This window comes from Pseudoxanthobacter sp., assembly GCF_036822375.1.
Lineage (GTDB): Bacteria > Pseudomonadota > Alphaproteobacteria > Rhizobiales > Segnochrobactraceae > Pseudoxanthobacter.
On sequence record NZ_DAISHT010000054.1, the window covers coordinates 1 to 7,705 of the forward strand.

Genomic DNA, 7,705 nt, shown 5'->3' on the forward strand with positions numbered 1-7,705 from the left:
GCGCCAGCTGATGCGCGCCCTGCGCCGCGCCCGGCGCGATGGCCTCGCCGGTCACTGGACCTACGATCCCAACCGTCACCTCGCGCTTCGCCGCGCCCTCGATGCCGAACTGAAGGGGCTTTCCCGGCTGCAGCCCGGCGCCGCCCTGCCGGCTGCGCACCGCCGCGCCCCCGCCGCGCGCCGCTCTGTGGCCCGCCCGCGTCCCGCAACGCCGCGCGCGGCAGCGCCGTGGCCCGCCGGCACCCCGCATCCGCGCCGCGCCTCCTGAAGAGCCCGGCTCTCCGAAGAGCGGTGCCCCGAAAAAGCAAAAAGCGACCCGGCGGCTTCACGCCGGGTCGCCCATAACCGCACAAAGCGGCATCCCCCACGCAGCACCGCCCTTTGGCGGCTGAATGACCCGTCTTGCTGTGCCTCAAGCCCCCGGCCAGAAAACCGGTCGCGGGCCCCCTTGAAGCACCGGCAGAAAGAAGCGCCGGCAGAAGACCACCCGGCCGGCCCGCGGCCGGCGGAGTGGCGGGCCGGTTACTTGCCGCCGCGGCGGCGCTGCTGGCCGAGGCCCATCTTCTTGGCCAGTTCCGAACGGGCGGCCGCATAGTTCGGCGCCACCATCGGATAATCGGCCGGCAGGCCCCACTTCTCGCGGTACTCTTCCGGCGAAAGGTTGTAATGGGTGCGCAGATGACGCTTCAGCGACTTGAACTTCTTACCGTCTTCAAGGCAGACGATGTACTCGGGCGTCACGGACTTCTTCACCGGAACGGCCGGCTTGGCCGGCTCCGGCGCCACCTCGATCACGCCGCCGCAGGTGCGCTGCAGGGCGGCGTACACTTCGGCAATGATCGCCGGCAGATCGCCGGCCGGAACGGTGTTGTTGCTCACATAAGCCGAGACAATATCGGCGGCGAGATCGATGAGGCTGCCGTTATCAGCGCTGTCGGTCATTGTTTCACCTTTATTGGGCGCGGGTGGGCCGCCGCGCCTCTTGTCACTACGTGGGTTTGTAGCGCCCGTCTTGTTCGGGGAATCGTGACCCGAACACCCCTGATGCGATGGCTAGAAGCCCGCAGAGGAAAAGTCAATAAAAACCGCAAAGGAATGCGCGTAAAACCCTTGCAGGTTGCTTCGCGCGCGCTGTATCCGCCTGCCTATTCTGCTCATTTCGGGCTGAAGAAGGCAATTGAAAGGCAACACCGCTCGCCTGCCTTTCTTTCGCCGCCCGCTGCACTTGTCCGATGGCAGCGCGTTCTTCCGCTGTGCCCGGCTCAGTTGCGGCCTTCGCGCACCGCATCGGCCAGCGCGTCCGGCTTCGTTTCCGGTGCCGGCCTGTAGCCGGCCTTGTAGAACGCGCGGGCCAGCAGGTGTGCGGAAACCGGGGCCGTCAGCAGCAGAAACACCGCCCCGGCGATGGCCCGCGTCACCACGCCCAGTTCGCCGGCATCGAGCGCCACCGCCAGAAGCGCCAGCCCGGAGCCCACCGTGCCCGCCTTGCTGGCCGCGTGCATGCGCATGTAGATGTCGCCGAAGCGCAGAATGCCGATGGCCGCCATCAGCGCGAACACTGCGCCGACCAGCACCATCAGGCCGGTGGCGATAACGATTGCCGTTTCCATGGTGCCGCCTCCCGTCCTCAGCCCTGCGCCGGGCCGGCATCGCCGGCCGGCCGGTCGGCCCGCGGCAGCGGCAGGTCGCCCGCTTCGTGCGAGCGGCCCCGCGCCAGCACGAAGCGGGCGAAGGCAACCGTCGACAGAAAACCGACCAGCGCCAGCGAAATGGCGACGTCGATATAGAGCGAGAACCCGGTGCGGATGGCGACCGTGGCGATGAAGCCGACCACCGCCGCCACCAGCATGTCGAGGGCGATGATGCGGTCCGGCAGCGTCGGCCCGCGCACGATGCGCACCACCATCAGCAGGAACGCGACCGAGAAGATGGTCAGCGCCGCCAGCGTCGCCCAGTCGAGAAAGGCCACCGCCGTCGTGTGTTCTCTCATCGGAACGCCTCCAGAATGCGCCGCTCGAAGCCCATGCGGATATCGTCGATGACCGCTTCCGGGTCCGGCGCGTCGACGCAGTGGATGAACAGGGTGCGCCGGTCGGCCGAAACGTCGATGGAGAGCGTGCCGGGCGTCAGCGTGATCAGGTTGGCGAGCAGCGCGATCTCAAGGTCGCTCGTCACCTGCAGCGGATAGGCGATGATCGCCGGCCGCGGCTCCAGACGCGGGCTGGCCACCATCAGCGCCACGCGGGTGGCCGATTTGGCGAGTTCCACGAAGAACAGCGCCGCCAGCCGGCAGCCGCGCCACAGCCGGCCGAGGTAGCCGCGCCCGCCGGTGCACTCGCGGATCAGCACCAGCGCCACCGCGCCGAGAACGAAGCCGAACGCCAGATTGAGCGCCGAAAAGCTGCCGGTCACGGCCCCCCAGGCGATCGCCAGCAGAATGTTGGCCAGAAACAGTCCCATCACAGCGCCCCCGGAAACACCGAGCGGACATAGGCCGCCGGATCGGTCAGCCCGTCCGCGGCCGCCTGTGCCGCCGCCACCAGCGGTTCCGGCATAAGGCCCAGCAGCAGCGTCAGCAGGGTCAGCGCGGCCAGCGGCAGCATCACCGTCGCCGGCAGGCGGGTGCGCACCTCTTCGCCGCCCCCCGGTGCCGGACGCCAGAAGGCGAGCAGCCACACCCGGCCGAGCGCCAGCGTGATGAGGAAGCCCGCCACCAGCATCGCCGTCACCAGCCAGCCGTCGCCCGCCTCAAGCCCGGCCCGCACCAGCATGGCCTTCGGCCAGAAGCCCGACAGCGGCGGCAGCCCGGCAACCGCCAGCACGAGGCCGAGGAAAATCGCCGCCAGCAGCGGGCTGGCGCGGTAGAGCCCGCCGGTCCGCGTCAGCGCCGAACTGCCGGCAATGCGCTCCACCGCACCGACCGCCAGATAGATCGCCGTCATCGCGAGCATGGAGTGCACGGCATAGGCGAGTGCCCCGGCAAGCCCGTCGGCCGTGCCGATGGCGAGGCCGGCCAGAATGTAGCCGATGCCCGAGATCACCAGAAACCCCATGGTGCGGCGCATCTCGTTCTGCGCCAGGGCGATCAGCGCGCCGGTGATCATCGTCAGCGCCGCGACCCAGGCAATGACCGGGCTCAGCACCGCACCGGCGGCCGGCATCAGCATCACCAGCGTGCGGATCAGCGCATAGGCGCCGACCTTGGTCAGCAGACCCGCAAACACCGCGCCCACGACGATCTTCGGCGTGTGATAGGAGGCCGGCAGCCAGGCGTTCACCGGAAAGGCCGCCGCCTTCATGCCGAAGGCGACCAGATAGAGACTGGCGATCACCATCACCGGCGCAGTCTGCGGCAGGGCGGCCAGCCGCGCCGGGATATCGGCCATGTTGAGTGTGCCGACGAGGCCGTAGAGATAACCGGTGGTGACGAGAAACAGCGTCGTCGCGATCAGGTTCAGCAGGCCGTATTTCACCGTGCCGTCAAGCTGACGCGGCTCGCCGCCCAGCACCAGAAGGCCGAATGAGGAAATCAGCAGCACCTCGAACCAGACATAGAGGTTGAAGATGTCGCCGGTCAGAAAAGCCCCGGAAACACCGGCCATCATCGCCAGCAGGAAGGGATAGAACCCCGCCCGGCGCGCCGGCCCGTCGATGTCGGCGCGGGCATAGACCGCCCCGGCAAGCCCGGCCACGGCCGCCGTCAGCGCCAGAACCGCGCCCAGCGTATCCACCGTGAAGGCGATGCCGAACGGCGCCTGCCAGCGCCCCATCACCATGGTCACCGGGCCCTCACCGAGCGTGCGCGCCAGAAGCGCGATCTCGGCCGCGATCATGGCTGCGAGCGTGACGATGGCGATGGCCGGCTGGCTGCGCGGCCACCCGCGCAGCATCACCGCCAGCGCCGCCGCCATCAGCGGCCCCACCACCGGCACGATCACCAGCATGTCGCGCGGGGAGACCGGCGCAAGGTTCAGCGCCGCGGCCACATCCACCGCCGCCTTTCCCATATCGGCTGCCATGTCAGTAGCCTCCCGGCGGGGCCGGCTCCACGGCCGGTTCGGCAAGGCGCATCTCGTCCACCGCATCGGTGCCGAGTTCGCGATAGGTGCGGAAGGCCAGCACCAGAAGGAAGGCGAAGAACGAGAACGAGATCACGATCGCGGTCAGGATCAGCGCCTGCGGCAGCGGATTGGCGGTTGCGCCGTCCGGCACCCATTTGTCGGGCGCGATCACCGGCGGCACCTCGCGCGCCAGTCGCCCGGCGGTGAAGATCAGCAGGTTGACGGCATTGCCGAGGATGGCCACCCCGATGAGAATGCGCACGATGCGCCGCGACATCATCAGGTAGAGGCTGGCGGCAAAGAAGATGCCGATGACGATGGCGAAAAGGCCGTCCATCAGGTGTCTCCGCCCTCTTCGAGAACAAGGGCAATCGACGTGAACGCGCCGACAACCACGAAATAGACGCCGATATCGAACACCATCGGCGTGGAGAGATCGACGACGGTGCCGAGAATTTCCGGGCTCCACCACTGCGCCGTCATGTAGGGCATCGACAGCAGCAGCGACGGCAGCCCGGACAGCGCCGAGAGCAGCAGTCCGAAGGCCGCCACGCTGATCGGGTGCACCCGCATCGCCCGCCGCATCGGCCAGTAGCCGAAGGCAATGCCGTAGATGGCGAAGGCCGAGGCGGCAATGAGCCCGCCGATGAAGCCGCCGCCCGGCTCGTTGTGGCCGCGCAGCGTCACGAACACCGAATAGAGCAGCATCAGCGCCGTCAGATAAGGCGCGAAGGCGCGGAAGATGATGGTGTTCATGCCCGTTCCTCCCCGGCTGCTGCGGCGGCCGGCGGCGGCACGGGCTTCGGCCTCGCCTTCGGCGGCTCACGGTCCACGGAGGAGGCCGCCTTCAGCCGCACCAGCGCCAGAATCGAAAGCCCCGTCACCAGCACGACGCTGATTTCGCCCAGCGTGTCGAGGCCGCGGAAGTCGACGATGATGACGTTCACGATGTTGCGGCCGTGGGCGATGGTGCGGCTGTAGGCGGCGAAGAAATCCGACAGCCGGTTGCTGAACGGCACCGCCAGCACCGCCAGCAGCAGCAGCGTGAAGCCCGCGCCGGCCAGAATGGCGATTGCCCCGTCGCGCGCCCGCTCGAAACCGCTGCGGTGGTCGCCGGGCACCAGATCGAGGCGCGTCATCACCAGTGTCAGAATGACGACCGACAGCGTTTCCACCATGAACTGCGTGAACGACAGGTCGGGCGCGCCGAACAGCAGGAACAGCACCGCCACCGCAAAGCCCTGAATGCCGAGCGAGACGATGGCCACCAGGCGGCTGCGGGCAATGAAGACCGCCCACAGGCCGACGAGCGCCACGGCCAGCATCGCAAATTCATAGATGCGCCCGCCATCGGCCGGCCAGATGGAGATGCGCCCGAAATCCGGCCACAGGCCGAAGGCGACCATCGGCGCGAACAGGCCGGCGACAATCGCCACCACCGCGATGTTGATGTAGGTTTCCAGATGGCCGCCATGGAACAGGTCGCGCGCGGCCACCGCCAGCCGCACCAGCGCACGCACTGCCTGATCGAACCCCTTGTCCGGCCCCCAGCCGATGGCCCGGAACAGCCGGTCGACCGCACTGCGGGCAAGGTCCAGCCGCACCAGCACCAGAAGGCCGGCGATGATCGTCAGCACGGAAAGGGCGAAGGCCGGCACCAGCGTGGCCGGCACGAGGTGCAGTTCCACGCCGGTCGCACCGCCCGCCCCCAGGCCGTGACCGGCGATGGCGGCCACCATCGGCCCGATCAGGTTCATCCCGCTCCACTCGGCCCCGAAGCCGGTGAGCAGGCCGACAACCCCGAGCACCACCGGGCCGAACCACAGCCCGACCGGCCCCTCGTGGGCGTGGCGCGGCGTTTTCACGGCCGCGCCGAGAAACGGTTTCAGCGCTACGGCCGCGGCAATGGTGACGAGGAAGGTGTTGCCGACGAAGCCGACGACCACCGCCGCAAAGGCGCCCTCGGGCAGGTGGGCAAGGCTCTCATAGACCAGTTCCTTGGCCACGAAACCGAACAGCGGCGCAAAGCCGGCCATGGAAAGGCCGGCGACCAGCGCGGCGGCAAAGGTCACCGGCATGGCGCGGGCCAGCCCGCCGAGGCGGCGGATGTCGCGCGTGCCGGTTTCGTGGTCGACGGTACCGGCCGCCATGAACAGCGCGCCCTTGAACAGCGCATGGGCGAAGAGATAAGCCGTCGCCGCCAGCAGCGCCGGCCCGGTGCCGAACCCCACCAGCATGGTGATAAGCCCGAGCGAGGCGACCGTGGTCTGCGCCAGCATCAGCTTCAGGTCGCTCTGGCGCAGCGCCAGCACCGCGCCGGTCAGGAAGGTCGCGGCACCGAAGGCCGGCACGATCGTGACCCACAGATCCGTTCCGCCCAGCACCGGGTTGAGCCGCATCAGCAGGTAGAGACCGGCCTTCACCATCGTTGCCGAATGCAGGTACGCGGAAACCGGGGTCGGCGCCTCCATCGCGTTCGGCAGCCAGAAATGGAACGGCACCTGCGCCGACTTGGTGAAGGCGCCCGCCAGCACGCAGAGGAGGATCGGCACATAGAGCGGCGACTGCTGCAGCCCGCCGCCGGCGAGCAGCCCGGACAGCGAGGTCGATCCGGTCAGCGGCGCGATCATCACCACCGCCGCCAGCAGCGCCAGCCCGCCGCCGCCGGTCACCACCAGCGCCTGCAGCGCCGCCCGCCGCGAGGCCTCGCGGCGGTGGTCGAAGCCGATCAGCAGGAACGACGTGATGGAGGTCAGTTCCCAGAACACGAACAGCGACAGCAGGTCATCGGCAATGACCACCCCCAGCATGGCGCCCATGAACAGGAAGATGAACGAGAAGAAGCGCCCGCGGTCCGGGTGTCCGGCCAGATAGGCGCCCGCATAAGCCACGATCAGCGTGCCGATACCGGTGACCAGCAGCGCGAACACCAGCGACAGCCCGTCGATGGAAACGGCATAGCTCACACCCAGCGACGGCACCCACGGCAATGCGGCGGCAATGGTCTCGCCCGCAGCCACCGGCTGCACCATGCGCGCAAACCACAGGAACAGCGCTGCCGGCACGAGCGCCAGCAGAAAGCCCGTCGCCTTCGCCGCCTGCCCGGTCATGGTGCGGTTGACGAAGGGGGCGAGAGCCGCCGCCAGAAACGGCAGAAGAGCCAGCGCCAGCGTGCCGGACCCCAGCGCCTGCGCAGACTCGATCCCGCCGGCGATCATGCCCTCGTCCATGGTGGCTCCCTGGCTGGTGCCCCGGCAGAACGCCGGGGCCGGATCACTTTGCGGCGGCGCGGCCGCGCGGGGCCCCTCCTGCCATGCCGGCAGGCGGCACCCGGAGGGCTTTGGAAACGCAGACCGGGCCGGCGGCCCGGCGCCCGCATGATTTCCATATGCCGGGCCCGGCGCAAGCAAAACCCGACAGGCCACGGACCAAAACCGTGCGGGGCCGGCAGTGCCAGCCATTCAGGGCCATAAACCGGACAAAGGGCGCGATCAAGGCAGCGGACGGTTTTTGCCGCCGGGCCGCATTGCTGTCGCCCTGTCGCCTGAAGACGTGGCCGCGCCCGCGCAACATTGGCGGGCACCGCCGGCAAACTCTTTCCGCCGGGGCGCCGCAAAGGCAACACTGCGGCAGGAAGCGGACTG

General features: G+C 68.9%; 8 protein-coding genes and 1 pseudogene. 1 reads left to right on the forward strand and 8 read right to left on the reverse strand.

Translation table 11 applies throughout. The features are described 5' to 3' along the window. A pseudogene (locus tag V7067_RS07515) lies at positions 1 to 268 on the forward strand (hypothetical protein); the annotation flags it as partial. A 254-nt stretch (positions 269 to 522) separates the two neighbouring features. Here V7067_RS07515 and V7067_RS07520 read toward each other — a convergent pair. The 8 genes from V7067_RS07520 to V7067_RS07555 all read right to left on the reverse strand — a co-directional run bounded on the left by V7067_RS07520 (position 523) and on the right by V7067_RS07555 (position 7,291). Further along, the gene (locus tag V7067_RS07520) at positions 523 to 942 is read right to left on the reverse strand and encodes a MucR family transcriptional regulator (RefSeq protein ID WP_334175268.1); all 420 of its coding nucleotides are present in this window, start codon (positions 940 to 942) and stop codon (positions 523 to 525) included. Between the two features lie 320 nt (positions 943 to 1,262). After that, positions 1,263 to 1,610: a monovalent cation/H(+) antiporter subunit G gene (gene mnhG, locus V7067_RS07525; protein WP_334175269.1), complete on the reverse strand. Its 348-nt coding sequence runs from the start codon at positions 1,608 to 1,610 to the stop codon at positions 1,263 to 1,265. A gap of 17 nt (positions 1,611 to 1,627) precedes the next feature. Further along, on the reverse strand, positions 1,628 to 1,990 hold the full coding sequence (locus V7067_RS07530; protein ID WP_334175270.1) for a cation:proton antiporter: 363 nt from the start codon (positions 1,988 to 1,990) through the stop codon (positions 1,628 to 1,630). Then, entirely contained in the window at positions 1,987 to 2,460 is a 474-nt protein-coding gene (locus tag V7067_RS07535; protein ID WP_334175271.1) for a Na+/H+ antiporter subunit E, read from the reverse strand. Before V7067_RS07535 ends, V7067_RS07530 begins: the two co-directional genes overlap by 4 nt. Further along, on the reverse strand, positions 2,460 to 4,019 hold the full coding sequence (locus V7067_RS07540) for a Na+/H+ antiporter subunit D (RefSeq protein WP_334175272.1): 1,560 nt from the start codon (positions 4,017 to 4,019) through the stop codon (positions 2,460 to 2,462). Before V7067_RS07540 ends, V7067_RS07535 begins: the two co-directional genes overlap by 1 nt. Position 4,020: 1 nt before the next feature. Then, positions 4,021 to 4,398, reverse strand: coding sequence for a Na+/H+ antiporter subunit C (locus V7067_RS07545; protein ID WP_334175273.1), 378 nt, complete (start codon positions 4,396 to 4,398; stop codon positions 4,021 to 4,023). Beyond that, positions 4,398 to 4,817, reverse strand: a complete 420-nt coding sequence (locus tag V7067_RS07550) for a Na+/H+ antiporter subunit B (protein WP_334175274.1) — start codon at positions 4,815 to 4,817, stop codon at positions 4,398 to 4,400. The genes V7067_RS07545 and V7067_RS07550 overlap by 1 nt, the downstream gene beginning before the upstream one ends. Continuing rightward, entirely contained in the window at positions 4,814 to 7,291 is a 2,478-nt protein-coding gene (locus tag V7067_RS07555; RefSeq protein ID WP_334175275.1) for a putative monovalent cation/H+ antiporter subunit A, read from the reverse strand. Before V7067_RS07555 ends, V7067_RS07550 begins: the two co-directional genes overlap by 4 nt. Positions 7,292 to 7,705: the final 414 nt, after the last annotated feature.